At 70.1% G+C, this 24,849-nt stretch carries 19 protein-coding genes; 12 read left to right on the forward strand and 7 right to left on the reverse strand.

Going from position 1 to position 24,849, the window contains the following annotated elements:
• Positions 1–79: 79 nt before the first annotated feature.
• Positions 80–1,093 (forward strand): bile acid:sodium symporter family protein, encoded by a 1,014-nt coding sequence (locus ACZ5U5_RS33535; RefSeq protein ID WP_469029812.1) that lies wholly within the window; start codon positions 80–82, stop codon positions 1,091–1,093.
• Here ACZ5U5_RS33535 and ACZ5U5_RS33540 read toward each other — a convergent pair.
• From ACZ5U5_RS33540 to ACZ5U5_RS33570, 7 genes are all read right to left on the reverse strand, one after another.
• Positions 1,029–2,288, reverse strand: a complete 1,260-nt coding sequence (locus ACZ5U5_RS33540) for a DUF4185 domain-containing protein (RefSeq protein ID WP_469029266.1) — start codon at positions 2,286–2,288, stop codon at positions 1,029–1,031. The two genes, ACZ5U5_RS33535 and ACZ5U5_RS33540, sit on opposite strands and share 65 nt — an antisense overlap.
• Before the next feature lie 10 nt (positions 2,289–2,298).
• Positions 2,299–4,197, reverse strand: coding sequence for an exo-alpha-sialidase (locus ACZ5U5_RS33545; RefSeq protein WP_469029268.1), 1,899 nt, complete (start codon positions 4,195–4,197; stop codon positions 2,299–2,301).
• Positions 4,198–4,438: 241 nt separating this feature from the next.
• Positions 4,439–5,287 (reverse strand): formate dehydrogenase accessory sulfurtransferase FdhD, encoded by an 849-nt coding sequence (fdhD, locus tag ACZ5U5_RS33550; RefSeq protein ID WP_469029270.1) that lies wholly within the window; start codon positions 5,285–5,287, stop codon positions 4,439–4,441.
• Positions 5,288–5,292: 5 nt separating this feature from the next.
• Positions 5,293–6,153 (reverse strand): 2Fe-2S iron-sulfur cluster-binding protein, encoded by an 861-nt coding sequence (locus ACZ5U5_RS33555; protein ID WP_469029273.1) that lies wholly within the window; start codon positions 6,151–6,153, stop codon positions 5,293–5,295.
• Positions 6,150–8,213, reverse strand: coding sequence for an NADH-ubiquinone oxidoreductase-F iron-sulfur binding region domain-containing protein (locus ACZ5U5_RS33560; RefSeq protein ID WP_469029276.1), 2,064 nt, complete (start codon positions 8,211–8,213; stop codon positions 6,150–6,152). Before ACZ5U5_RS33560 ends, ACZ5U5_RS33555 begins: the two co-directional genes overlap by 4 nt.
• 18 nt (positions 8,214–8,231) lie before the next feature.
• A complete protein-coding gene (locus ACZ5U5_RS33565; protein ID WP_469029278.1) occupies positions 8,232–10,154 on the reverse strand; it encodes a molybdopterin oxidoreductase family protein in 1,923 nt (640 codons plus the stop codon).
• A gap of 37 nt (positions 10,155–10,191) precedes the next feature.
• Entirely contained in the window at positions 10,192–11,169 is a 978-nt protein-coding gene (locus ACZ5U5_RS33570) for a 2-dehydropantoate 2-reductase (protein WP_469029281.1), read from the reverse strand.
• Positions 11,170–11,383: 214 nt separating this feature from the next.
• Here ACZ5U5_RS33570 and ACZ5U5_RS33575 point away from each other — a divergent pair, with 214 nt between their 5' ends.
• The 11 genes from ACZ5U5_RS33575 to ACZ5U5_RS33625 all read left to right on the forward strand — a co-directional run bounded on the left by ACZ5U5_RS33575 (position 11,384) and on the right by ACZ5U5_RS33625 (position 24,847).
• On the forward strand, positions 11,384–12,718 hold the full coding sequence (locus ACZ5U5_RS33575) for an OFA family MFS transporter (protein WP_469029283.1): 1,335 nt from the start codon (positions 11,384–11,386) through the stop codon (positions 12,716–12,718).
• Positions 12,687–12,830: an MFS transporter small subunit gene (locus ACZ5U5_RS33580; RefSeq protein ID WP_469029285.1), complete on the forward strand. Its 144-nt coding sequence runs from the start codon at positions 12,687–12,689 to the stop codon at positions 12,828–12,830. Before ACZ5U5_RS33575 ends, ACZ5U5_RS33580 begins: the two co-directional genes overlap by 32 nt.
• Positions 12,831–12,952: 122 nt before the next feature.
• The gene (locus ACZ5U5_RS33585; protein ID WP_469029288.1) at positions 12,953–13,900 is read left to right on the forward strand and encodes a beta-ketoacyl-ACP synthase III; all 948 of its coding nucleotides are present in this window, start codon (positions 12,953–12,955) and stop codon (positions 13,898–13,900) included.
• A gap of 97 nt (positions 13,901–13,997) precedes the next feature.
• Positions 13,998–14,678: a GntR family transcriptional regulator gene (locus ACZ5U5_RS33590; RefSeq protein ID WP_469029290.1), complete on the forward strand. Its 681-nt coding sequence runs from the start codon at positions 13,998–14,000 to the stop codon at positions 14,676–14,678.
• 237 nt (positions 14,679–14,915) lie between these two features.
• The gene (locus ACZ5U5_RS33595; protein WP_363207731.1) at positions 14,916–16,097 is read left to right on the forward strand and encodes an ROK family transcriptional regulator; all 1,182 of its coding nucleotides are present in this window, start codon (positions 14,916–14,918) and stop codon (positions 16,095–16,097) included.
• 144 nt (positions 16,098–16,241) lie between these two features.
• Complete coding sequence (locus ACZ5U5_RS33600) at positions 16,242–17,759, forward strand: sugar ABC transporter ATP-binding protein (protein WP_469029294.1); 1,518 nt, start codon at positions 16,242–16,244, stop codon at positions 17,757–17,759.
• Positions 17,756–18,775 carry an ABC transporter permease gene (locus ACZ5U5_RS33605; RefSeq protein WP_469029296.1) on the forward strand — a complete coding sequence of 340 codons (1,020 nt, stop codon included), beginning with the start codon at positions 17,756–17,758 and terminating at the stop codon, positions 18,773–18,775. Before ACZ5U5_RS33600 ends, ACZ5U5_RS33605 begins: the two co-directional genes overlap by 4 nt.
• An 18-nt stretch (positions 18,776–18,793) precedes the next feature.
• On the forward strand, positions 18,794–19,843 hold the full coding sequence (locus ACZ5U5_RS33610; RefSeq protein ID WP_469029299.1) for a substrate-binding domain-containing protein: 1,050 nt from the start codon (positions 18,794–18,796) through the stop codon (positions 19,841–19,843).
• A 48-nt stretch (positions 19,844–19,891) separates the two neighbouring features.
• Positions 19,892–21,109: a Gfo/Idh/MocA family protein gene (locus tag ACZ5U5_RS33615; protein WP_469029301.1), complete on the forward strand. Its 1,218-nt coding sequence runs from the start codon at positions 19,892–19,894 to the stop codon at positions 21,107–21,109.
• 12 nt (positions 21,110–21,121) lie between these two features.
• Positions 21,122–22,123 carry a sugar phosphate isomerase/epimerase family protein gene (locus ACZ5U5_RS33620; protein ID WP_469029304.1) on the forward strand — a complete coding sequence of 334 codons (1,002 nt, stop codon included), beginning with the start codon at positions 21,122–21,124 and terminating at the stop codon, positions 22,121–22,123.
• 216 nt (positions 22,124–22,339) lie between these two features.
• On the forward strand, positions 22,340–24,847 hold the full coding sequence (locus ACZ5U5_RS33625; RefSeq protein ID WP_469029306.1) for a PQQ-dependent sugar dehydrogenase: 2,508 nt from the start codon (positions 22,340–22,342) through the stop codon (positions 24,845–24,847).
• Positions 24,848–24,849: the final 2 nt, after the last annotated feature.

Here is a 24,849-nt window from a genome sequence, read left to right on the forward strand (position 1 = left end):
GATCAGGAGGATCATCGAGAGGGCACGACATGAACCGAACCGTTGGAGCGAAGTGAAACGCCCGAGCTGGCCCACCTGGATGCCGATCGACCCCTACATCCTGGCGTTGCTCGGCACCGTAGGCGTCGCCGCGCTGCTGCCCGCGCGCGGCGTGGGCGCCGATGTCGCGGGCGGCGCGTCGACCGGGGCCGTGGCCTTCCTGTTCTTCCTCTACGGGGCACGGCTCTCCACCCGCGAGGCCCTTGACGGGCTCAAGCACTGGCGGCTCCACACCACCGTCCTGGCCTGTACGTTCCTGGTCTTCCCGCTGCTCGGGCTCGCGGCCAAGGGCCTCGTCCCGTACGTCCTGACGCCCGCCCTCTACAGCGGATTCCTCTTCCTGACGCTCGTACCGTCCACGATCCAGTCGTCGATCGCCTTCACCTCCATGGCGCGCGGCAACGTCCCCGCGGCCATCTGCGCGGGCTCCTTCTCCTCGCTGGCCGGCATCGTCCTCACACCGCTGCTCGCGGCCGCCCTGCTCGGCAGCAGCGGGGGCGGGTTCTCCGCGGACTCCGTCCTGAAGATCGTGCTGCAGCTCCTCGTGCCGTTCCTCGCCGGGCAGTTCCTGCGCCGGTGGATCGGCGGCTTCATCGCGCGGAACAAGAAGGTGCTGAGCCTGGTCGACCGCGGCTCGATCCTGCTCGTCGTCTACACCGCGTTCAGCGAGGGCATGGTGCAGGGCATCTGGCACCAGGTGACGCCGCTGCGGCTCGGCGCGCTGCTCGGCGTGGAAGCGGTGCTGCTCGCCGTGATGCTAGCCCTCACCTGGTACGGGGCCAAGAAGATGGGCTTCGGCCGCGGGGACCGCATCGCCATTCAGTTCGCCGGGTCGAAGAAGTCCCTCGCGGCCGGACTGCCCATGGCGAGCGTCCTGTTCGGGGCCGAGGCCTCGCTCGCCGTGCTGCCGCTGATGCTCTTCCACCAGATGCAGCTGATGGTCTGCGCGGTGATCGCAAAACGGCGCTCGCGTGACCCCGAAGACTTCGTCACTGAGCCGTCGCCAGCCGAACGGACACGAACCGCGGTCGGTACAGGGACACGTTCCGGCTGACGTTGGCCGCCGCGCTCGCGGGCGCCGCGTCCAGCCAGTTGACGTCGTAACTGAGCAGCAGCCGCCCGTCGCCGCTGAGCGCGGGATGCGCCTGGGGGTTGTACGCCGCCGTGTCCTGCTCAGCCGCGCCGTCCTTCGGCAGAGGCGGCGCGAAGCCCTTCGCGGGGCCGTGCCAGGGGCCGGTGGGCGAGCACGCCCAGTAGGAGGTCACGTTGGTCAGGCCCTCGGCCCCCGCGGCCATCGTGAACAGGACGTACGTCCCCTTCACGCGCACCACGGTGAACGCGCTGCCCACACCCTTGCGCTCGCCGTCACCGAGCACGGCCCGCGGTTTCCCGGACTCCGTCCAGTCCTCGCCGTCCCAGTAACGCCACGCGCCGGGCTCGGCCAGCCGGCCCTTGGGGACGCGGGCCACGTAGGCGTGCGAGGCGGGGCGGGAGACGGCCTTGCCGTCGTTGCCGCCGAAGACGTACGTCCAGTCGCCGTCGTCCACCGTCGTCGTGCCGTACAGGACACGCTTGTCGAGGTCCGGCACGGAACTCTGGTCGGAGACCTTGACGATGCCCTCGACGCGCAGGTCGGGCAGGGAGAGCGTGGCGACCTCGGTGGCGTGCGGCACTCCGTAGATCCACGGGCCCGTGCCGGTGGAGCGGGTCCACAGCAGGACGCGCACGACCTTCTCGGACGAGCCGGGGGAGCGCGGCTCCACCTTCGCGGCGACCGGCCAGCGCCATTGCTGCGGGGCCGGGTCGGCGAAGAGCGGCGCGGGCAGGGTCCGTTCCAGGGAGCCCGAACGCGACATCACCACACCCGAGTTGCGGACCATGGGCGCGCTCGCGTCACGCCAGGTGTGTGGCTGGCCCGCGGGGTTGGGGGGCGCGTGCACCTGGCCGAGGAAGGTGTCGGAGAACAGCCAGAGGAGCCGCCCGTCGGGCAGGCGCACCGAATGCGTGCCGTCGCCGCCGGTCCAGTCATCCGCCCGCGCGGTGTCGTCGCCGTAGCGGGCGAACGCGTCGGTGACCTTGTCGTCGGCGGTCCAGGACGACACGGTGCGTGCCCGACATGCGTCGCCGCCCTCCCGGTCGTCTTCCGGGAGGGCGGTGAGCAGCACGGCCGCGCAGGCCAGGGCGAGCAGCAGGACGAGCCACGTCCTGCGCGCGCCCCAGCCTCGGCGTGGACCTTGGTCGGCGGACACGTGCCGGACGTTAGTTGCTCCCGCGGATGTGGTCCATGGGGAGCCATGCGACGGTGTCCCTCGTCACAGGCGCCTTGGCCGCGCCGTCCCCGCCGAGCGAGGCCAGTTCGGCGTCGCTCAACGCACGGTCGTACACACGCACTTCGTCGATGGAACCGTTGAAATGCGCGCGGCTGTCGACCCGCTGGCCGACATGGAACCCGAACCCGGAGGTGCGCGTGACCGTGCCCGGGACGTCCGCGGTGCTGAGCTGCGAGCCGTCGACGGAGAGGGTGAGCCGGCCGCCGCCTCGCCGCAGAGCGATGTGGTGCCACTGGCCGTCGTTGTAGGCACCCGTGGTGCGCACGGACGCGGACTTCGGGGGAGTGGAACCCTGACGTGTGGTGATCAGCCCCGTGACGCGATTGCTCGCGGGCTCGCCGCGCAGCCACACCTGTGGCTGATTGGTGCCGATGCCGCCCATCCAGAGCAGCGGTTGTTCACCACTGGTCGCGGAGTAACGGAACCACACAGACGCGGTGAAGTCCTTTGTCCCGAGCGGGAGTTGATGGCGGAAGGGCAGGCGTACGGCGTCGTCCTGGCCGTCGAAGGCGATGGCCTTGCCGAACCGGCCCTCGGTGGTGGACGCCCCGCCGAGCACGGCAGCGGGCTTGGCGCGCGGCGCGCGGTCGGTGGTCGTCGGGTCCGGGCCCCGGCGCGGCTGCAGCCAGTCCTCGGTGAAGCGCGCGAAGCGGATCTCGTCGCGGGCGTCGACCGCCCCGCCCTCGTACATCAGGCCCACGTGCTCGCCGTCCGCCCGCACCATGTCCGAGTAACCGGACCAGTCCGTGGTGACCGTCGTGCCGCGGTCCACGCTGTCCCAGGTGCGGCCGCCGTCGTAGGACGAGCGGATCTGCATCGTGCGGCGGCGGTCGGGGTCACCGGGGCAGGCGAGCAGCATCCGCTTGCCGAACTGGAGGGTCGAGCCCTGCACTTGGGGCGTGTAGAGATCGGGGACGGCCTTGAAGGGCGCGACGAAGGAGTCACCCCCGTCGCGGCTGATCGTGTGCGTGCGATGCCCGAGGTCGGTGCCGTCCTGCTCACGCCCGCTGACGTAGACCGCCCCGTCCGGGCGCTCCGTGATGGTCATCTCCGACGGCTTCTGCCGGAACGTACCGTCCTGCGCTATCGGGTACGAGTCCTTGGCGCCGATCTTCCAGTTGGCGCCGCCGTCGTCGCTGACGATCAGGGCCGCGTGGTTCTCGGTGACCCGGCTGCCGTCCCAGGTCTCGGTGTTGGCGGTGAAGACGAGCCGCCCCGCGTGCCGGCCGCGAGTCAGCTGGAGACCGTGCACGGGCCCGGTCGCGTACCAGGAGTTCCAGTCCTTCGGCAGGATCTGGTCGCTCAGGTCACGCGGCGCCGACCAGCTGCGGCCGTCGTCGTCGCTGTACTGCATGTGCGGGGTGCGGTCACACGGTATGGCGCAGTTCTGCCCGTCCGTGCGGCCCGTGTTGTACGTCTCCGCGAGGACGATGCGGCCGGTCCTGCGGTCGACGATCGGGGCGGGGTTCCCGTGCGTGTCACCGGCGCCTTCGTTGACGACCCGGAGCGGACTCCAGGTGCGGCCGCCGTCGTGCGACCGCTTGACGACGATGTCTATGTCACCCGCGTCACTGCAGTCGTTCACCCGCCCCTCGGCGAAGGCGAGGAGCGTGCCCTTGACCGTCTTCACCACTGCGGGAATGCGGTAACAGGCATACCCGGGATCCTGCGAGGCCTTGAAAAGCACCTGCTGCTCGAACCCTGCCGCCCCGTCGTCCGGCGCCGCCTGCGCCGCGGGTCCGGGCAGCAGCGCCCCGACGGCGACGACGGTCAGCGCGGCCGTGGCGGTGCGCAGGGATCTGAGGCGTACATGGAGAGCTGATGGCATGGCGCGGCCCACCCTTCAAGGTGACTGGACATCCTGACATCCCACGTCCAACGTTCGCGCCTCAGACGCTACTTGGACGGCTCGACACCCCACAAGAAGCGTGCGTGGCACGAATGGACGCGGCCTGGTCAGGGGCCAGAACCCGTACTGGCAACAGAGGGAGCGGGACCGGGACCCCGCCGGCGCAGGGGGCGCTCCCCGCCGGCCGGGGCCCCGCCGCCGTGCAGCGGGGAGCGGCCGGTCAGCCCTGGGAGGCCGCGGCCCGCACGGCGATCCGGTGCTCGCCCGCGTACACGTTCATGGAGGTGCCGCGCAGGAAGCCGACCAGGGTCAGTCCCGTCTCGGCGGCCATATCGACGGCGAGGGACGACGGCGCGGAGACGGCCGCGAGCACCGGGATGCCCGCCATCACGGCCTTCTGCGCCAGCTCGAACGAGGCGCGCCCCGACACGAGAAGCACCGCGCGCGACAGCGGCAGACGGCCGTCCTGCAGGGCACGCCCGACGAGCTTGTCGACCGCGTTGTGCCGGCCCACGTCCTCGCGTATGTCGAGGAGCTCGCCGTCCTCCGAGAAGAGCGCCGCCGCGTGCAGGCCGCCGGTCCGGTCGAAGACCCGCTGGGCCGCGCGCAGCCGGTCGGGGAGGCACGCGAGCAGGTCGGTGCCGAGCCGGACCGGGGGAGTGTCGGCGATCGGGAACCGGGCCGTCGTACGGACCGCGTCCAGGCTCGCCTTGCCGCACAGGCCGCAGGACGAGGTGGTGTAGACGTTGCGTTCGAGATTGATGTCGGGCAGGACGAGCCCCGGAGCGGTCTTCACGTCGACCACGTTGTACGTGTTCGAGCCGTCCGCGGTGGCCCCGGCGCAGTAGACGATCGACTGGAGCTCGTCCGCCGAGCCGAGCACCCCCTCGCTCACCAGGAAGCCCGCCGCGAGCGCGAAGTCGTCACCCGGCGTGCGCATGGTGATGGCAAGGGGCTTGCCGTTGAGTCTGATCTCCAGCGGCTCCTCCGCGACCAGGGTGTCCGGCCGCTCGGTGACGGCCCCGTCCCTGATGCGGATGACGCGGCGGCGCTCCGTGACTCGTCCCATGTCGATCAGTCCCGGTTCTGTACGTGCTGGTAGCCGAAACGGCCCTTGATGCAGAGGTTGCCGTGGGTCACCGGATTGTCGTGCGGTGAGGTGACCTTCACGATGTCATTGTCCTGCACGTGCAGGGTCAGGTTGCAGCCGACTCCGCAGTACGCGCACACCGTCGTCGTCTCGGTCTGCCGCTCCTCGTCCCAGGTCCCGGCGGCCCGCATGTCGAACTCGGACTTGAAGCTGAGCGCGCCGGTCGGGCAGACCTCGATGCAGTTCCCGCAGTACACGCACGCGGAGTCGGTCAGCGGCCCGTCGTGCTCGACGGCGATCCGGGCGTCGAACCCGCGGCCCACCACCGAGATGGCGAACGTGTTCTGCCACTGGTCACCACAGGCGTCGACGCACTTGTAACAGAGGATGCACTTGTCGTAGTCGCGGACGTACAGGTCGTTGTCGACCCTGGGTTCCTCGTCGACCCGGGCGGCGTCCGGGCCGAAGCGGTCGGGCTTGGCCTCGTACTCCTTGAGCCAGCCCGCGACCTTCGGCGTCGTCGACAGGTCGACGGACGAGGCGAGGAGTTCGAGGACCACCTTCCGGCTGTGGCGGGTGCGCTCGGTGTCGGTCAGGACGGTCATGCCCGGCTCGGCCCGGCGCGAGCAGGCCGGGGCGAGCGTACGGGCGCCCTCGACCTCCACGACACACACACGGCAGGCGTTCTTCGGGGTCAGGGTGTCGCCCTCGCAGAGGGTCGGGACGTCCTTGCCCGCGGCCCGGCAGGCGTCCAGGATGGTGGACCCCTCGGGCACTCTGGCGTCCTGTCCGTCAAGGGTGAACTCGACGAGGCGGCGCGGGATTCCCAGCGGTACGGCGGTCACTTGTACGCCCCCAGGCGGTCGATGGCGGATTCCACGGCGTTCCACGCGGTCTGGCCGAGCCCGCAGATCGAGGCGTCCCGCATGGTCCGCCCCACCTCGCGCAGGAGAGCGATGTCACCGGCGGCATCCGCCCCCGTCCGCTCGACGATGCGGTGCAGTGCCTCCTCCTGGCGGACGGTGCCGACCCGGCAGGGCACGCACTGACCGCAGGACTCGTCCCGGAAGAACTCGGCGATACGGAGCAGGACGTGGGGGAGCGGCACGGTGTCGTCCAGGGCAAGCACGACGCCGGAGCCGAGGGTGGTGCCCGCCTCCCTCGTCCCCTCGAAGGTGAGCGGGATGTCGAGCTCGTCGGGCCGTACGAAGCCGCCGGCCGCGCCGCCCAGGAGGACCGCGCGCAGATTGTCCGGCATCCCGGCGATGCCGAGGAGGTCGCCGAGGGTGGCGCCGAAGGGGAGCTCGTAGATGCCGGGGCGTTCGACGCTGCCGGAGACGCAGAACAGCTTGGGCCCGGTGGATGTGGCGGTGCCGATGGCGGCGTAGGCCTGGGCTCCCATGGTGAGGATGGGGAGGACGTTGACGAGGGTCTCGACGTTGTTCTCGGCGGTGGGCTTGCCGAAGAGCCCCTTCTCCACGGGGAAGGGCGGCTTGGACCGAGGCTCCCCTCGATACCCCTCGATGGAGTTGAAGAGGGCGGTCTCCTCCCCGCAGATGTAGGCGCCGGCGCCGCGCCTGATCTCGATGTCGAAGGCGTACCCCTGCCCGAGGACGTCGTCCCCGAGGAAGCCCCGGGCGCGGGCCTGCGTGATGGCGTGCTCCAGCCTCTGGAGGGCGCGGGGGTACTCGCCGCGGAGATAGAGGTAACCGAGGTGGGCGCCCGTCGCATACCCCGCGATGGTCATCGACTCGATGAGGGAGTACGGGTCGCCCTCCATGATCACCCGGTCCTTGAAGGTGCCGGGCTCCGATTCGTCCGCGTTGCAGACGAGGTAGTGGGGGTGGTCAGGCTGGGCCGCGGTGGCCTGCCACTTCCTTCCCGTGGGGAAGGCGGCGCCGCCTCGGCCGAGGAGACCGGAGTCCGTGACCTCGCGGATGACTTCGGCGGGGCCGATGGCGAAGGCGGTGCGGAGGGCTGTGTAGCCGCCGTGGGCGCGGTAGTCGTCCAGGGACGAGGGGTCCACGGTGCCGATCCTGTTCAGGAGTAGGAGACCCTCCTGTCCTGCCTGGGGGACGGCGAGTTCCGCCGGGGGCTCTGCGGGGGCGGTCTCCGGGGCGAGGGCGGCTTGGGTGAGGGTGTCGGGGGTGGCGGGGGCGAGGGTTGCTGTGGCGTAGGTTCTCTCCCCGCTCCCACCCCTACCCGAATCCCCCGGCTCCGCCGCCACCAGTGGCCGTCGATCACCGGCTCCGCCGAGTTCGTCCTCAAACGCCGGACGGGCTGAGACCCCCTCGCCCGGCCGTGATCTTTCAGCCCGTCCGGCGTTTGAGGACGAGCCGTCAAGGCGATCAACGTTCGCCCCAGGCCCCCGCGCCAGCGGGTTTTCGGGAAGGGGCGGGGTTGGGGAGAAATGCGCCGCAGGCGAGCCGGCCCGCACCACCAACGCAGCGGGAGCCCTCTCGCACAAGCCCAGGCAGGGGCTCTGCTCGACGGCCACCCCGGCCCCGGGGCCAAGCCGCTCAGAAACCTCCCCGCACAGCGCCGCCCCACCCCCACACGCCAGGTCCGTACACACCCGCACCACCGTCGCGGCCCGCGGCCGCACCGAGAACATGGAGTAGAAGGTGGCCACCCCGTACGCCTCGGCGGGCGGCACCGTCAGACGGCGGCAGAGATAGTCGAGGCCCCCCTCACTCACCCACCCCACACGGTCGTTCAGCGCATGCAACCCCGGCAACAGCTCATCCCGCCGCTCCCGCGCCGCGCGCCCACCCCGCGCCCACCGCAGATCCGCGTCGCTGCGATCATCGGCCCCCTCCCAGGCGGACTCCGGCGGCCCGAGCACCGCGTCGACGGCCGCCCGCTCCTCGTCCGTCGGCTTGCTGTCACCGAAGTGCAGATCCATACGTCACCCCACCCCACCTCACGTCGCCGACATGGTCAGCTTGTCGATACGTATCGCCGACGCCTTGAACTCCGCCGTGCCCGCGATCGGGCAATTGGCCTCGATCGTGAGCTGGTTGGTGTCGACCTCGTCGGGAAAGTGCATGGTCATGAAGGCCAGACCGGGGCGGAGCCCGGGGTCCACCCATACCGGCGCCGTCACGGTGCCGCGCCGAGAGGACACCTGGACCTCCTCGCCGACCACGACCCCGTACCGCTCCGCGTCCTCCGGGCACAGCTCGATGTACTCGCCGCGCCGCAGCGGCGAGGCGAAACTCCCGCTCTGCACACCGGTGTTGTAGGAGTCGAGCCGCCGTCCCGTCGTCAGGCGGATCGGGTAGGAGTCGTCGGTGAGGTCGACCGGCGGGTCGTGCGCGACGAGCCCGAAGGGCGCTAGCACGCCACGCCGCTCCGGGTCCGCCTCCCACAACCGGCCGTGCAGGTACGTCGGTTCGACCCGCTCCTCCGAGGGGCAGGGCCACTGGATGCCCTGCAAGGATTCGAGGCGGTCGTACGTCATGCCCCAGTGGTCCGGCGACACAGCCCGCAGCTCGTCCCACACCGCCTGCGCGTCCGCGTACTTCCAGTCGTGGCCGAGGCGTTCGGCGAGGTCGCAGAGGATGTCGATGTCCTCGCGCGCCTCACCGGGCGGCCGCACGGCCTTGCGCACCCGCTGGACCCGCCGCTCGCTGTTGGTCGTCGTGCCGTCGGTCTCCGCCCAGGCGGCGGTCGCGGGAAGGACGACATCGGCCAGCTCGGCGGTCTTGGTGAGGAAGATGTCCTGGACCACGAAGAAGTCCAGGGCCCGCATCCGCCGCATCGCCTGCTCGCTGTCCGCCTCCGACTGCGCGGGGTTCTCGCCGATGCAGTAGACGGCCTTGAGCGAGCCCTCATCCATCGCCTCGAACATCTCGGTCAGGTTCAGCCCGTAACGCGGCTCGATGACCGTGTCCCAGGCCGTCTCGAACTTCATCCGGGAGTCAGGGTCGAGGATGTCCTGGAAGCCGGGCAGGCGGTTGGGGATCGCCCCCATGTCGCCGCCGCCCTGCACGTTGTTCTGCCCGCGCAGGGGCTGCAGGCCCGAGCCGTAGCGCCCCACGTGGCCGGTCAGGAGCGAGAGGTTGATCAGGGCGCGGACGTTGTCCGTGCCGTTGTGGTGCTCGGTGATGCCGAGGGTCCAGCACAGTTGCGCCCGTTCGGCTCGCGCGTAGGCGTGCGCCAACTCCTTGATGGCGGCGGCCGGTACGCCCGTCACCTTCTCGGCGAGCGACAGGGTCCATGGCTCGACCAGGGCCGCGTACTCCTCGAATCCTGACGTCGCCCGCTCGATGAACGCCCGGTTGGCCAGGCCCGCGCGGATGATCTCGCGGCCGATCGCATGCGCCATCGGGATGTCCGTGCCCACGTTCAGGCCGAGCCAGCTCTCCGCCCACTCGGCGGTCTTGGTGCGGCGCGGGTCGACGGCGTACATACGGGCGCCGTTCCTGATCCCCCGCAGGACGTGCTGGAAGAAGATCGGGTGCGCGAAGCGGGCGTTGGAGCCCCACATCACGATCAGGTCGGTGTGCTCGACCTCTTCGTAGGAAGACGTGCCGCCGCCCGATCCGAAGGCCGCGGAGAGGCCCGCGACGCTCGGGGCGTGGCAAGTGCGGTTGCAGGAGTCGACGTTGTTCGTACCCATCACCACGCGGGCGAACTTCTGGGCCACGTAGTTCATTTCGTTGGTCGCGCGGGCGCAGGAGAACATCCCGAACGCGCCGCGTGCCGCATCGAGGCCCGCCGCCGTGCGGGCCAGCGCCTCGTCCCAGGTGGCCCGGCGGAACGGCTCGTCGCGCGCATCGCGGACGAGGGGGTGGGTGAGCCGGGTGTACGTCGTGGGCACCCGGTCCCGTTTCCTGCTCATGGCGCGCTCCATGACGGCGCGCTCCTCATGTTCTCGCTCATGCCGCGCTCCTCATACGGTCGGCCAGCAGATCCGAGATGGCGTGGACGGTTCGGAGCGTCGGCACCGGGACCCCGGTGATCTCCGCGAGCTCCACGACGGCCGCGAGCAGCACGTCGAGTTCAAGGGGTTTGCCGCGCTCCAGGTCCTGGAGCGTGGAGGTGCGGTGGTCGCCGACGCGCTCGGCGCCCGCCAGGCGCCGCTCCACGGAGATGTCCGGGCGGCAGCCGAGCGCAGCGGCGACGGCGAGCGTCTCGTTCATCATGATCTCGATGACTTGGCGCGTGCCGCCGTGCAGGCACATCTCGCGCATGGTGGCGCGGGAGAGCGCGCTGATCGGGTTGAAGGAGATGTTGCCGAGCAGCTTGATCCAGATGTCGCCGCGCAGTTCGGGTTCGACGGGACACTTCAGGCCGCCCGCCTGCATGGCCTCGCTGAAGGCGAGACAGCGCTCGGAACGTGAGCGGTCGGGCTCCCCGACGGAGAACCGGGTGCCCTCCAAGTGCCGTACGACGCCGGGGCCTTCGAGCTCGGTCGCCGCATACACCACACATCCGATGGCCCGCTCGGGCGCGATCACCGCACTGACCGCGCCGTCGGGGTCCACGCTGCTGACGCGGTGGCCGTCGTGCGGGCCGCCGTGCCGGTGGAAGTACCACCAGGGGATGCCGTTCTGGGCGGCTACCACCGCCGTCCTGTCGTGCAGGAGCGGCTCGATCAGCGGCCCGCACGCCGCGTACGAGTTGGCCTTCAAGCCCAGGAAGACATAGTCGACGGGACCGATGTCGGCCGGGTCGTCGGTGGCGTGGGCCCGCGCGGTGAAGTCGCCGCGCGGGCTGTGGACACGTACTCCGTGCTGCCTCATGGCCGCCAAATGCGGTCCACGGGCGACGAGATGGACGTCGGCACCGGCGCGGTGCAGCGCGGCTCCGACGTAGGCGCCGATCGCACCGGCGCCGAGGACTGCGACTTTCACGGTGGCGCGCTCCGTTCGGTTGAGGGATCCGAAGAAGGCTCAGGATCGACATCGCATGCTCGTGAACTGCTTCGCATGCCATAACTGTCGATGGAATATTGTCTACAGTATGGAAGTTGGCCCAGCAAGGGGTCGCGCGGCACATTGCATACCGTCGACGGAATCGCGCTTGCCTCTTCCCAACTCCCCTCCCCGCTTCCTACTGTTCGGGATCATGAGGCCCCCCGTCGCACCCCCGGGATGGAGCCGCTGGCTCGTACCGCCCGCCGCACTGTCCGTACATCTCTCCATCGGCCAGGCCTACGCCTGGAGCGTCTTCAAACCCCCACTCGAATCAGCCCTCGACCTCAGCGGCACCCAGAGCGCGCTCCCCTTCCAGCTCGGCATCGTGATGCTCGGCCTCTCGGCGGCCTTCGGCGGCACGCTCGTCGAGCGCAACGGCCCGCGCTGGGCGATGACGGTCGCCCTCGTCTGCTTCTCCTCCGGCTTCCTGATCGCGGCCCTCGGCGCGGCGATCAGCCAGTACTGGCTGATCGTCTTCGGCTACGGCTTCGTCGGCGGCATCGGGCTCGGCATCGGCTACATCTCGCCCGTGTCGACCCTGATCAAGTGGTTCCCGGACCGCCCCGGCATGGCGACCGGCATCGCGATCATGGGCTTCGGCGGCGGCGCGCTCATCGCGTCCCCGTGGTCCGCGCAGATGCTGGACTCCTTCGGCTCGGACAACGACGGCATCGCGCTCGCCTTCCTCGTGCACGGCCTCACGTACGCCGTCTTCATGGCGCTCGGCGTGTTCCTGGTGCGGGTGCCGCGTACGGAGGGGGCGCGAGCGCCCGGCGCCCCGGGTGTGCTCGACGGGCCGCAGGTGTCCGCGCGGGCGGCCGTGCGGACACCCCAGTTCTGGTGCCTGTGGATCGTGCTCTGCATGAACGTGACCGCGGGCATCGGCATCCTGGAGAAGGCGGCGCCGATGATCACCGACTTCTTCGCCGAGACCTCGACGCCGGTCTCGGCCGCCGCGGCGGCGGGCTTCGTCGCCCTGCTCTCCGCGGCGAACATGGCCGGACGCATCGGCTGGTCGTCGACGTCGGACCTGATCGGCCGCAAGAACGTCTACCGCGTCTACCTGGGCGTCGGCGCGCTGATGTATCTCCTGATCGTCCTCTTCGGGGACGAGTCGAAGCCGCTCTTCGTGGTCTGCGCCCTGGTGATCCTCTCCTTCTACGGAGGCGGCTTCGCGACGGTCCCCGCGTATCTGAAGGACCTCTTCGGGACCTACCAGGTCGGCGCGATCCACGGCCGGCTCCTCACGGCCTGGTCGACGGCGGGCGTGCTCGGCCCGCTGATCGTCAACTGGGTCGCCGACCGTCAGGAAGAGGCGGGCAAGAGCGGGGCGGGGCTCTACGGCCTCTCCCTCACGATCATGATCGGCCTCCTTGTCATCGGCTTCGTGGCGAACGAGTTCGTCCGCCCTGTCCATGCCCGCCACCACATCCCCGCCCCGAGGGAGGCAGCCCATGACGGCACCGACCAGCACGCCGCCAAGTGATCCGCCCCGCCGTCGGCCGCTGATCATCGCGGCCTGGGTCTGGGTGGGGGTTCCGCTCGCATATGGGGTGTATGAGCTCGTACACAAGGCCACCCAGCTCTTCACCGGGTGACATGATGATGAGAAGTGGCCAAACCCATCGCCCGATTCCTGTCGCTTTACGCGCACTGTTACTGGTGAGTCGCTGAGCAGACTGGACGGTCCCGCATCTCCGGCAACAAGGGGGACCCGTTCATGCACGGCTCACGCATCGCCGCCGTCGGCCATTATCAGCCCGCCAAGATCCTCACCAACGAGGATCTGGCGGGCATGGTCGACACCAGCGACGAGTGGATCCGCTCCCGCGTGGGCATCCGCACCCGTCACATCGCGGGACCCGACGAGCCGGTCGACGAGCTCGCCGCGCACGCCGGGGCCAAGGCCGTCGCCGCGGCGGGCCTCGCGCCCGACGCCATCGACCTCGTCCTGGTCGCCACCTCCACCGCGATCGACCGCTCGCCGAACATGGCGGCGCGGGTGGCGGCCCGCCTGGGCATCCCCTCACCGGCCGCCATGGACATCAACGTGGTCTGCGCGGGCTTCACGCACGCGCTCGCCACGGCCGACCACGCCGTGCGGGCCGGGGGCGCCACCCGTGCCCTGGTGATCGGCGCGGACAAGATGTCCGAGGTGGCCGACTGGACGGACCGCACCACGTGTGTCCTGGTCGGGGACGGTGCGGGCGCGGCCGTCGTCGAGGCGTGCGGCGCGGGCGAGGAGCCCGGCATCGGTCCCGTGCTCTGGGGTTCGGTGCCCGAGATGGGCAACGCTGTCCGGATCGAGGGCACGCCCCCGCGGTTCGCGCAGGAGGGCCAGAGCGTCTACCGCTGGGCGACGACGCAGCTGCCGCCGCTCGCCCGCAAGGCCTGCGAGAAGGCCGGGCTCACCCCGGCCGACCTGGCGGCGGTCGTCCTGCACCAGGCCAACCTGCGCATCATCGAGCCGCTCGCCGAGCGGATCGGCGCGGTCAACGCGGTCGTCGCCCGCGACGTCGTGAACTCTGGCAACACCTCGGCGGGCAGCATCCCGCTCGCCCTGTCCAAACTGGTGGAGCGCGGCGAGATCAACCACGGGGACCCGGTGCTGCTCTTCGGCTTCGGCGGGAACCTGTCGTACGCCGGCCAGGTCATCCGCTGCCCGTAGCGGGACCGTCCCGTGTGACCGGAGCGACTCCCCCTGGTGCTGGCCATTGTGCTCAGTAGACTGTAGACAAAAGGCAATCGTCGAGGAGGGGACCGCGATGTTGTCCACAGGACTGCCGCAGGGGGCGGTGCCCAAGCTGGAACGCCCTGGTCCGCTCCGGGAGCGGGTCTACGAGGCGCTGCTCGAACTCATCACGACCCGTGCGCTCCAGCCGGGCCAGCACCTCGTGGAGAGCGAGCTGGCCGGGCACCTCGGGGTGTCACGGCAGCCCGTGCGCGAGGCGCTGCAGCGGCTGAACACCGAGGGCTGGGTCGATCTGCGGCCGGCCCAGGGCGCGTTCGTGCACGAGCCCACCGAGGAGGAGGCGGACCAGCTGCTCACGGTCCGCACGCTCCTGGAGGCGGAGGCCGCCCGGCTCGCCGCCGCCAACACGGGCACCGCGGGGATCACCGCCCTGGAAGAGCTGTGCGACAAGGGCGAGAAGGCCGTCGCCGACGGCGAGGTGGACCTGGTGGTGGCCACGAACGCGGCCTTCCACGCCAAGGTCATGGAGCTCGCCGGCAATGTCGTCCTCGCCGAACTCGCCGGGCAGGTGGACCGCCGCGTGCGCTGGTACTACACGCCGGTGGCCCGTCAGCGCGGCAAGCAGTCCTGGATCGAGCACCGCACGCTGATCGCGGCCATCGCCGAACGCGACGAGAGCCGGGCCACGCAGATCATGCGCGCGCACACGGAACACACCCGCGAGACGTACCACCGACGCGACCGCGACGCCTGACGCATCGACCCGCCTGCCCGTGACGTGCAGGCGGGTCGCACCCCGGAGTCATGCGGGGGACAGGTCTGTCCGCCCCTTTGTCCTGTGACTGGAGAAAGTCATGGGTAATTCGTGCGCAACTTCTTCCCACTCCCGGCACGCGCTGCTACGTTCCCCTCGAAAGCCCGGCGAGAAGAACGAAAGCCGGGCGTGACGGCATGAGTTGCCCGATGAGGCGGGGAGGGGCGCGTGAGACGTATGACGGCTCGACCCGCCAATGCGCACCAGGCGCGACTGCTGCGGCTGCTGCGTGACGGAGGGCCCAACTCCCGTGCCCAGCTGGGCGATCAGGTCGACCTCTCACGGTCGAAGCTGGCCGTCGAGGTGGACCGGCTCCTGGAGACCGGACTCGTGGTCGCCGACGGACTCGCCGCCTCGCGCGGCGGCCGCCGCTCCCACAACATCCGCCTGGCCCCCGCCCTCCGCTTCCTCGGCGTGGACATCGGCGCGACCTCGGTCGACGTAGCGGTGACCAATGCCGAGCTGGAGGTCCTCGGCCATATCAACCAGCCGATGGACGTACGCGAAGGCCCCGTTGCCGTATTCGAGCAAGTCCTCGCCATGGCGGCCAAGTTGAAGGCCTCCGGGCTCGCGGAAGGGTTCGACGGCGCCGGAATCGGCGTCCCGGGTCCCGTCCGCTTCCCCGAGGGCGTCCCGGTCGCCCCGCCGATCATGCCGGGGTGGGACGGCTTTCCCGTACGGGAGGCCATCAGTCAGGACCTGGGCTGTCCCGTCATGGTCGACAACGACGTGAACCTGATGGCGATGGGGGAACAGCACGCGGGCGTCGCACGCTCCGTGGGCGACTTCCTCTGCGTCAAGATCGGCACCGGCATCGGCTGCGGAATCGTCGTCGGCAGCGAGGTCTACCGAGGGGTGACCGGCAGCGCGGGCGACATCGGCCACATCCAGGTCGAACCGGACGGGCGGCCCTGCGCCTGCGGGAACAAGGGCTGCCTCGAGGCGTACTTCAGCGGCGCGGCACTCGCCCGCGACGCGGAGGACGCCGCAGGTCAAGGGCTCTCCCAGGAGCTCGCGACCCGCCTGGAAGCCGCCGGGAAGCTCAGCGCGATCGACGTCTCCGCGGCGGCCGCCGCCGGTGACGCCACCGCACTCGACCTCATCCGCGCGGGCGGCAACCGCACCGGGCAGGTCATCGCGGGCCTCGTCAGCTTCTTCAACCCGGGCCTCGTGGTGATCGGCGGCGGTGTGACCGGCCTCGGCCACACGCTGCTCGCCGCCATCCGCACCCAGGTCTACCGCCAGTCGCTGCCCCTGGCGACCGGCAACCTCCCCATCGTCCTGGGGGAGTTGGGGCCGACCGCCGGAGTCATCGGCGGCGCCCGGCTCATCAGCGACCACCTGTTCTCACCGGCCTGACGGCCGGTCCGCACGACCCCGAACCAACCAGCGCGAACCAGCACGCACGACCCCGTACATCCACGTCGAAAACACCCCACCCAGCACAGCGCCCTGCTCTGCCCTGCCCGAAATCGTCGGCTGCACCCGCCCAAGGGAACCGTCATGGCACCAGAACCACCGCTGCTCACCATGTCCGGCATCACCAAGTCGTTCCCCGGCGTCCGCGCCCTCGACGGTGTCGACCTCCAGGTCCAGGCCGGCGAGGTGCACTGCCTCCTCGGCCAGAACGGCGCCGGGAAATCCACGCTCATCAAGGTCCTCGCCGGGGCCCACCAGCCCGATGACGGCGAGATCACCTGGCGCGGCGAGCGCACCGCACTCAAGTCGCCGATCGCCGCCATGAGCCTCGGCATCGCCACCATCTACCAGGAGCTCGACCTGGTGGAGGGCCTCTCGGTCGCCGAGAACGTCCACCTCGGACATGAGCCGACGACGGCAGGCTTCGTGGTGCGCGGCAAAGACGCGAGAGCGTCAACTGACGCCCTGCTCAAGCGACTTGGCCACACGGAGATCGACCCCGGGACGCTTGTCGGTGATCTCTCCGCAGCCCAGCAGCAGATCGTGTCCATGGCCCGCGCGCTCTCCCATGAAGTGCGCCTGATCGTCATGGACGAGCCGTCCGCCGCACTCGACCCGGACGAGGTCGACAACCTCTTCCGCATCGTCGGCGATCTCACCGCGGACGGCGTCGCCGTCGTCTACATCTCCCACCGCCTCGAAGAGATCCGCCGCATCGGTGACCGCGTCACCGTCCTCAAGGACGGCCGCGCGGTGGCGGGCGGACTCCCCGCGAAGGAGACCCCGACCCGCGAGGTCGTCGCCATGATGACGGGCCGCAACGTCGAGTACGTCTTCCCCGACCGCCCCGTCGAACCGCCCCTGGCAGAACCGGTGTTGACGGTCCGGGGCCTCGCTCGCGGCGGCGAGTTCGAGTCCCTCGACCTCGACCTGCGCCCCGGCGAGATCGTCGGCCTGGCCGGTCTCGTCGGCTCCGGGCGCTCCGAGATCCTGGAGACGATCTACGGCGCGCGCAAGCCGTCCGCCGGTCAGGTCAGCGTGGGCGGGAAGGTGTTGAAGCCCGGCAGTGTGCGCGCCGCCGTCCGCGCCGGCCTCGGGCTCGCCCCCGAGGAGCGCAAGGCGCAGGCCCTGCTGATGCTGGAGTCCGTCACCAACAACGTGTCCGTCTCCTCCATGTCCCGCTTCTCACGCGGCGGTTGGCTCGACCGAGGCGCCGAGAGGAAGGCCGCGCAGACCGCGACCCGCGAGCTCTCGCTGCGCCCCGACAACCCCACCGCACCCGTGCGCACGCTCTCCGGCGGAAACCAGCAGAAGGCCGTCCTGGCCCGTTGGCTGCTCCGCGGCTGCCGCGTCCTGCTGCTCGACGAGCCGACCCGCGGCGTGGACATCGGCGCCCGCGCCGAGCTGTACGCCGTGATCCGCAGGCTCGCCGACGACGGCCTCGCCGTCCTGCTCGTCTCCAGCGAAGTGCCCGAGGTCCTGGGCCTCGCCGACCGCGTCCTGGTCCTCCGCGAGGGCCGCGTCGTCCATACGGCGCCCGCCCGTGACCTCGACGAACACCGCGTACTCGACCTCGTACTCGAAGGGAGCCCGGCGTCATGACGCAGCCCGCATCGCCGCCACGGCCCGCCGCATCGAAAAGTCAACCGGCGGACGGCGCAAGCCCGTTGCGGACACTCACCGCACGTGCCGACGTGCGGACGCTGTCCCTGCTCGGTGTGCTCGCCGTCCTGGTCCTGATCGGCGGGATCACCCAGCCCGACTCGTTCCTGGACACCGACAACCTGCAGCTGATCCTCACCCAGGCGTCCGTCATCGGTGTCGTCACGGTCGGCATGACCTTCGTGATCATCTCCGGCGGCATAGACCTGTCCGTCGGCGCGATCGTCGCCCTCGCCTCCGTGTGGGCGACGACGGTCGCCACCCAGGATTTCGGCTTCGCGGGCATCCTGTTCACCGCGGTGATCGTCGGTCTGGCCTGCGGCCTCGTCAACGGCGTGCTCATCGCCTACGGCAAAATGGTGCCGTTCATCGCGACCCTCGCGATGCTGGCATCGGGACGGGGCCTCGCGCTCGAGATCACCGATGGCAAGACCCAGATGGTCACCGTCGACAGCGTGCTGAAGCTGGGCGAACGTGACTCCTACGTCCTCGGCATCCCGCCGCTCGTGCTCGTCTTCGCGGCCGTCACCGTCATCGGCTGGCTGCTCCTGAACCGCACCACCTTCGGGCGCCGCTCGGTCGCCGTCGGCGGCAACGCGGAAGCGGCACGCCTCGCCGGTATCGACGTACGCAGGCAGCGCCTCTACCTCTACCTGCTCTCCGGCCTCTGCTGCGGGATCGCGGCCTTCCTGCTGATCATCCTCTCCGGGTCCGGCCAGAACACGAACGGCAACCTCTACGAGCTCGACGCCATCGCCGCCGCGATCATCGGCGGCACCCTGCTCAGCGGCGGCCGGGGCACCATCGTCGGCTCCGTGCTCGGCGTACTGATCTTCATCACGATCCAGAACATCTTCGCGCTCAACAACCTGGAGACCGCAGTCCAGCAGATCGCCAAGGGCGCGATCATCGTCGCCGCGGTGCTCGTCCAGCGACGTACGGCCTCAACCACCTGACCCGAAGGGTTCACCGCCATGCCAGAGTCATCCCCATTCGCGAGCCGCAGAGGATTGCTCTTCGGAGCCGCCGCCCTGTCGACCGGTGCCCTCATCACGGGGTGCACCAGCAACGAGCCCAAGGATGAGGGTTCCGACAGCAAGGACCAGCCGGTCGCCGACGACAAGCCGGGCAAGAAGGTCACCATCGGCTTCGCGGGTCCGCAGGCCGACCACGGCTGGCTCAACGCGATCAACGACAACGCCAAGGAGCGGGCGAAGAAGTACTCGGACGTCACGCTTGAGTCGACCGAGGGGTCGAACGACACCGCCGCCCAGATCGGCCAGGTCGAGACGCTGATCAACAAGAAGGTCGACGTCCTGGTGATCCTGCCGGCCGACGGCAAGGCGCTCACCCAGGTCGGCCTGAAGGCCATGAAGGCGGGCATCCCCGTCGTCAACCTCGACCGGGTCTTCGCCACGCCGCAGGCCTACCGCTGCTGGATCGGCGGCGACAACTACGGCATGGGCCTCAGCGCCGGCCACTACATCGGCGAGAAGCTCAAGGACAAGAAGAACGCCAAGGTCATCGAATTGGCGGGACTCGACAACCTCGAACTCACCAAGCAGCGCAGCAAGGGCTTCGACGACGCCCTGAAGAACTACTCGAACATCGAGAAGGTCGCCCGGCAGGCCGCCGACTTCACCGTCGAGTCGGGCCAGTCGAAGATGTCCCAGCTGCTCCAGGCGCAGAAGAACTTCGACGCCCTGTGGAACCACGACGACGACCAGGGCGTGGGCGCCCTGCGCGCCATCAAGCAGGCGGGCCGCGACGACTTCCTGATGGTCGGCGGCGCGGGCGCGCTCTCCGCGATGCAGGCCATCGAGTCCGACGACAGCGTCCTCAAGGCCACCGTGCTCTACCCGCCGACGATGGCCGCCTCCGCGATCGACCTGGCGCGCGCGCTCGGCCAGAGCAAGGGCATCAGCGGGATGGCGGAGTTCGAGATCCCGTCCTTCGTCACCTGCTACTCCGCCGTGGTCGACAAGGAGAACGTCGGCAAGTACATGTCCACCGGCTTCAAGTGATCCGCGCGTCCGCACCCCCCACCGAGCACTTACGAGGAGGAGTACCGCATGCGTGAGACGGAACACGAGGCCGGGACAGGGAAGCGGTCCTTGGGAGTGGGCATGGTCGGCTACGCCTTCATGGGTGCCGCCCACTCCCAGGGCTGGCGCACTGTCGGACGTGTCTTCGACCTGCCGGTGCAGCCGGTTCTCTCGGCGGTCTGCGGACGCGACGCCACCGGCGTGCGTGCCGCGGCGGACCGCCTGGGGTGGGCGGCGGCGGAGACCGACTGGCGCGCCCTCGTGGCCCGTGACGACGTCGATCTCATCGACATCTGCACCCCCGGCGACAGCCACGCGGAGATCGCGATCGCGGCGCTCGACGCGGGCAAGCACGTGCTGTGCGAGAAGCCCCTGGCGAACACCGTCGAGGAGGCCGAGGCGATGGTCGAGGCCGCCGAACGGGCCCGTGCGCGGGGGCAGGTGGCGATGGTCGGCTTCAACTACCGCCGTGTCCCCGCCCTCGCGCTCGCCCGGCAGATGGTCGCCGAAGGGCGGCTCGGCACGCTGCGGCACGTCCGGCTCACGTACCTCCAGGACTGGCTGGTCGACCCCGGCTTCCCGCTCACCTGGCGGCTGCGCAAGGACCGGGCAGGGTCGGGCGCGCTCGGCGATCTGGGCGCGCACATCGTGGACCTCGCGCAGTTCCTGGTGGGGGAGCCGGTGGCGGGCGTCTCGGCCCTTACGGAGACGTTCGTACGGGAGCGTCCGCTGCTCGACGGGGCGTCGAGCGGGCTCACCGCGGAGGGAGGCAGCGCGCTCGGTCAGGTCACGGTGGACGACGCGGCGGTCTTCACCGGACGCTTCCCGTCGGGCGCCCTCGCCTCCTTCGAGGCGACCCGTTTCGCGGCGGGCCGCAAGAACGCCCTGAAGCTCGAACTCAACGGCTCGGAAGGCTCGTTGGCCTTCGACCTGGAGCGCCTGAACGAGCTCTCCTTCCACGATCACACGGAGCCCGCCGCGTCATCGGGCTTCCGGCGCATCCTGGTGACCGAGCCAGGACACCCGTACCTGGAGGCCTGGTGGCCGCCGGGGCACGGACTGGGCTACGAGCACACGTTCGTGCACCAGGCGCGCGACCTGCTGCACGCCGTCGCCACCGGTGAGCAGCCCGAACCGTCGTTCGCCGCGGGCCTCTCGGTGCAGCGGGTGCTCGCCGCGGTGGAGGAGAGCGCGGCGAAGAACTCGGTCTACACCTCGGTAGCGTCCACCCCCGTCACGGTCTGAGGAGGCCTGTTCATGCCCCGCGACTTCACGCTCTTCACCGGCCAGTGGGCCGACCTGCCGCTGGAGGAGGTCTGCCGCCTCGCCCGCGACTTCGGCTACGACGGCCTCGAACTCGCCTGCTGGGGCGACCACTTCGAGGTCGACAAGGCGCTGAGCGACAGTTCCTACCTGGACTCGCGCCGTCAGCTCCTCGACAAGTACGGCCTCAAGTGCTGGGCCATCTCCAACCACCTGGTCGGCCAGGCCGTCTGTGACGCGATCATCGACGAGCGGCATCAGGCGATCCTGCCCGCCCGCATCTGGGGCGACGGGGACGGCGAGGGTGTACGGCAGCGGGCCGCCCGCGAGATGGAGGACACGGCGCGCGCGGCGGCCGCCTTCGGCGTCGACACGGTCGTCGGCTTCACGGGCTCGGCGATCTGGCACCTGGTGGCGATGTTCCCGCCCGCGCCGGAGTCGATGATCGAGCGCGGCTACGACGACTTCGCCGAGCGCTGGAACCCGATCCTCGACGTCTTCGACGTACAGGGCGTGCGCTTCGCCCATGAGGTGCACCCCTCGGAGATCGCGTACGACTACTGGACGACGCAGCGTGCCCTGGAGGCGGTCGGCCACCGCCCGGCCTTCGGCCTGAACTTCGACCCCTCACACTTCGTGTGGCAGGACCTGGACCCGGTCGGCTTCCTCTACGACTTCCGGGACCGGATCTACCACGTCGACTGCAAGGAGGCCCGGCGCCGCCTGGACGGCCGCAACGGGCGTCTGGGCTCGCACCTCCCGTGGGGCGACCCGCGCCGCGGCTGGGACTTCGTGTCGGCCGGGCACGGGGACGTCCCCTGGGAGGACGTGTTCCGGATGCTGCGCTCGATCGCGTACGAGGGTCCTGTCTCCGTCGAGTGGGAGGACGCGGGGATGGACCGCCTCCAGGGAGCGCCCGAAGCGCTGAAGAGCCTGAAGGCGTTCGACTTCGAGCCGCCGACGGCGTCCTTCGACGCGGCGTTCGGCGGGAACTGAGCCGCCCCGAGCGGCAGTGCCGCGGAGCCACTTTGTCCTGGACAAGGAAAAAGCTGAACTTCATTGCTGTGCAAGGGCTTTCCGTCCCGGACAAACGTGGCTACCGTCCCTGATGTGTACAGGACATGAACCTTCCCGGGGTGACGGCGCACCCCGGCGCCCAGCGCCCTCTTCGAGCACACCCGCGTACGACCGTCCCCCTCCCGGAGGAACTCCGTGCACAGGAAACGCCTGAGACTTCGCAAGACCCTCGCCCTCTTCACCGGCACCCTGCTGGCCGGCGCCACCCTCAGCCTCACCGCCCCCACCGCCAACGCCGCCGACCCGGAGGCCGTCCGTGCCGCCCAGGCCCAGGCGGACAAGGCGGCCGCGGGCAAGTCCACCGGCAAGGCCGCCGCGGCCGAGGACTTCCAGCAAGTCACCCTCGCCAAGGGCGAGCCCGAGACCGGCGAGCCCATGACGCTCGCCGTCCTGCCCGACCGCTCCGTCCTGCACACCTCCCGCGACGGCACGCTGCGCCTCACGGACGCCGCGGGCAACACCAAGATCGCGGGCAAGATACCGGTCTACACACATGACGAAGAGGGCCTCCAGGGCGTCGGCCTCGACCCGAAGTTCAGCGAGAACCGCGCGATCTACCTCTACTACGCGCCCCCGCTCGACACCCCGGCCGGCGACGCCCCGGAGACCGGCACGGCCGAGGACTTCAAGAAGTTCGACGGCGTCAACCGCCTCTCCCGCTTCGTCCTGAAGGCCGACGGCACCCTCGACAACGCCAGCGAGAAGAAGGTCCTCGACGTCCCCGCGACCCGCGGCATCTGCTGCCACGTCGGCGGCGACATCGACTTCGACAAGGACGGCAACCTCTACCTGTCGACGGGCGACGACTCCAACCCCTTCGCCTCGGACGGCTTCTCGCCGCTCGACGAGCGTGCGGACCGCAACCCCGCCTTCGACGCCCGCCGCAGCGCGGGCAACAGCAACGACCTGCGCGGCAAGATCCTGCGCATCAAGGTCGCCGACGACGGCTCGTACACCGCCCCGGACGGCAACCTCTTCGCGCCGGGCACGGACAAGACCCGTCCCGAGATCTACGCGATGGGCTTCCGCAACCCCTTCCGCATGAGCGTCGACAAGCCCACCGGCACGGTCTACGTAGGTGACTACGGCCCCGACGCGGGAGCGGCCGACCCCAAGCGCGGCCCCGCCGGCCAGGTCGAGTTCGCCCGCGTCACCAAGCCGGGCAACTTCGGCTGGCCGTACTGCACCGGCAAGAACGACGCCTACATCGACTACGACTTCGCCACGCAGACCTCCGGCGCCGCCTTCGACTGCGCCGCACCGAAGAACGACTCCGTGCACAACACCGGTCTGACCGACCTGCCGGCCGCGCAGGAAGCCTGGATCCCGTACGACGGCGGCTCCGTCCCCGAGTTCGGCTCCGGCTCCGAGTCCCCGATGGCGGGCCCCGTCTACCGCTATGACGCGGCGAACACCTCCCCGGTGAAATTCCCGGAGGCCTACGACGGCGACTTCTTCGCCGGCGAGTTCGGGCGGCGCTGGATCAAGCGCATCGAGCACGGCGCGGACGGCACCGTCCAGTCCATCAACCCGTTCCCGTGGACCGGCACCCAGATCATGGACATGGAGTTCGGCCCCGACGGCGCGCTGTACGTCCTCGACTACGGCACCGCCTGGTTCGGCGGCGACGAGAACTCCGGCCTCTTCCGCATCGAGAACGCCACGGACGGCCACTCACCGGTCGTCGAGGCGAGCGCCTCCGTGACCAGCGGCCAGGCCCCGCTCAAGACCAAGTTCACCGCGAAGGCCACGGACGCGGACGGCGGCACCCTGACCTACGCATGGGACTTCGGTGACGGCGGCAAGTCGACCCAGCAGAACCCCTCGTACACGTACAAGAAGAACGGCGTCTACACCGCGACCGTGACCGTCAAGGACTCCACCGGACGCACCGGTTCGGCCAGCGCGCACGTCACCGTCGGCAACACCGCGCCCAAGGTGACCCTGGAACTCCCGGGCGACGGCCAGCTGTTCACCTTCGGCGACAAGATCCCCTTCAAGGTCAAGGTGACCGACCCGGAGGACGGCCCGATCGACTGCACGAAGGTCAAGGTCACGCACATCCTCGGCCACGACAGCCACGGCCACCCGGTGACCTCGGCCAACGGCTGTGAGGGCACCCTGCAGACGTCCGCGGACGGCGAGCACGACCCGAACGCCAACATCTTCGGGGTCTTCGACGCCGAGTACACCGACAAGGGCGCCAACGGCCAGCCCGCGCTGACCACCCACGACCAGAACGTCGTCCAGCCCAAGCACCGCCAGGGCGAGCACTACAACGACTCCAAGGGTGTCTCCGTGGTGAACCACACCCCGGCGCACGGCGGCAAGGCGGTCGGCGAGATCAACAACGGCGACTGGATCTCCTTCAAGCCCTACATCCTCGGCAACGCCACCAAGCTGACGGCGCGCGTTGCGTCGGCCGGCGAGGGCGGGACGCTCGAGGTCCGCAGCGGATCGGCCACCGGCAGGCTTCTCGGCAAGGCCAAGGTCGCACCGACGGGCGGCTGGGAGACGTACAAGGACGTGAGCGCCACCCTCAGCAAGGCACCCAAGAAGACGACCACGCTCTTCCTGGTCTTCAAGGGCAAGGGCTCCGGAGCTCTGTACGAGGTCGACGACTTCACCTTCACCACGCGCTGAGG

This window comes from Streptomyces sp. NPDC033177, assembly GCF_055577715.1.